Consider the following 2,412-nt stretch of genomic DNA (forward strand, 5'->3'; position numbering starts at 1 on the left):
CCAGAGTATACTTTAAATTTTCGCATTGAGTCCCTATACTTATATTCGGCTTTAATATAGAAAAATTTTATTTTAATAAATTATTGTTACTAGTTACTATATTATTGTACAATTAAAATAAACTATTTAAATTGTATAATAATGTAGTAATTATCCTAATAAAAGCTAATTTGTTGGTAAAATTAAATATATACTTTAAAGTATTATTTATAGTATATTAAAGTATAAGAAGTGTTAAGATCTAGCGTTATAGTATAAAAGAATTAGTAATATAATTTGATTAACTTTTATAGAATCAAATTTTAAGGAGAAAATTTATATTAATAATTTTATAACTATAAATATTTTCTCTAAATTACATTTTATCATAATGTAATTATTTATTTGCCCAAAAATGATGTTTTTCTAAGAAAGGATGAATGTGATGATTAACAAATTAAAAGACCTTAATTCATATGAAGCTTTTAAATATTTTAAAGCAATGAATGAAATACCTAGAGGTTCAGGAAATGAGAAAGCTATAAGTGATTGGCTAGTGAATTTTGCAAAAGAGAGAAACTTAGAAGTTATTCAAGATGAGGCATTAAATATAATAATTAAGAAACCAGGCACTAAAGGTTATGAGAACGCTAAAACAATAATACTTCAAGGCCATATGGATATGGTTTGTGAGAAAAATATATCTAAAATTCATAATTTTGAAAAGGATCCTATATCTTTTATAGTAGATGGAGACAATTTAAGAGCAGATGGCACCACTTTAGGGGCAGATAACGGCATTGCAGTTGCATTTGGTCTTTCAATATTGGCTTCAAAAAATATACCGCATCCACCAATAGAGTTATTAGTAACTACAGAGGAAGAAACTGGTATGGGTGGAGCAATGAATTTAGACCCAGCCCATTTAAAAGGAAGAATATTAATAAATATAGATTCAGAGGAAGAAGGAACTTTTCTTGTAAGCTGCTCTGGAGGAGTTAGAGTAAGTATTAGCGTACCAGTGACTTATGAGGATGTAGAAGAAGGATATGTAGGTTTAAATATATCTATAAGAGGTTTAAAGGGTGGACACTCAGGAATGGAAATTAACAAAGAAAGAGGAAACTCTAATAAGTTAATGGGACGTTTTTTAATGGATTTAAACTCTGTAGTAGATTTTAAATTATTTTCTATTGATGGTGGCTCTAAGATGAATGCTATACCTAGAGAAGCAGATGCAGTAATATTTGTCAATTCAGAAGATAGCATTAAAGTTGAAGAAAAAATCAAAGAGTGGAACAAAGTATTAAAAAATGAATTTCAAGGTATAGATGATGATTTAGAATTGATTTTTGAACAACATAGCAAAAAAGTAGAGAAAACCTTTGATGACGAATCTACATCTAAAGTTCTAAGAATGTTATTCTTATTACCTAATGGAATTCAAACGATGAGTATGTCTATAAAGGATTTAGTACAAAGCTCAACAAATTTAGGAGTTGTTACTACAGAAAATAATGAAGTAACATTGGAAAGTGCTGTAAGAAGTTCTGTTAAATCTCTAAAAAAAGCAATATGTGATGAGATGATTGTCTTAACAGATATTTTAGGAGCATCAATTGAGTTCCAATCAGATTATCCAGAGTGGCAATATAATCCAATATCAGAAATAAGAGATATATTTGATGAAGTTTATAAGAATATGTTTGGAAAAGAAGCAAAAATATCTGCAATACATGCAGGCCTTGAATGTGGATTACTAAGTGATAAATTTGATGGTAAAATAGATCAAATATCCTTTGGACCTAATATGTATGATGTGCATACTCCAGATGAGCATCTTAGTATTTCTTCAACAGAAAGAATGTATAATTTCCTATTAGAGGTATTAAAAGAGATAAAATAGATAAAGCTATATCTTTATCTTTGCTGAATTTAAAAATTAGATTTTTATCTTAACTTTTTGAGAAGGCTATGAGTATTATCATAGCCTTTTTGTATAATAATTTTACGCAGAAAATTATATAAAAAAATAATATGACTTTGTTAATTAGAGATAATATTTATTTAATATTGAGGAAAATAATTTACTATTGTATACTAATAAGTAATAAGACATCTTAATAAGGGAATGTGATAGATATATTTTTGTGTTAATTAAAATTATTTTAAAAGATGTCTAAAATATATTAGGGTGATATCATTGGAAGTTAATCAATATCTTAAAGAAAAACAATTAAAAATTACAAGAGCACGTACAAGTATTTTAACCATTTTAAGCAAAAGTGATGAGGCGTTAACTGCTAGCGAAATATGGGATAGACTTAATAAAGATAACATAATTGTAGATTTATCTACTGTTTACAGAACTTTAGAAGTTTTAGTAGATAAAAAAATCTTAGAGAAATTTAATATTGATGATGATAAGTATAG

2 protein-coding genes are annotated in these 2,412 nt (G+C 26.7%); both read left to right on the forward strand.

What is annotated here, in order from left to right:
- The first annotated feature begins 427 nt into the window (after positions 1-427).
- Positions 428-1,885: an aminoacyl-histidine dipeptidase gene (locus B2W91_RS10685; RefSeq protein WP_414633120.1), complete on the forward strand. Its 1,458-nt coding sequence runs from the start codon at positions 428-430 to the stop codon at positions 1,883-1,885.
- A 297-nt stretch (positions 1,886-2,182) separates the two neighbouring features.
- Positions 2,183-2,412: Fur family transcriptional regulator (locus B2W91_RS10690; protein ID WP_291580656.1), on the forward strand; the 230-nt coding region annotated here is incomplete at its 3' end.

Origin of the sequence: Clostridium sp. UBA6640 (assembly GCF_002455975.1) — a bacterium.
Classification (GTDB): domain Bacteria; phylum Bacillota; class Clostridia; order Clostridiales; family Clostridiaceae; genus Clostridium_J.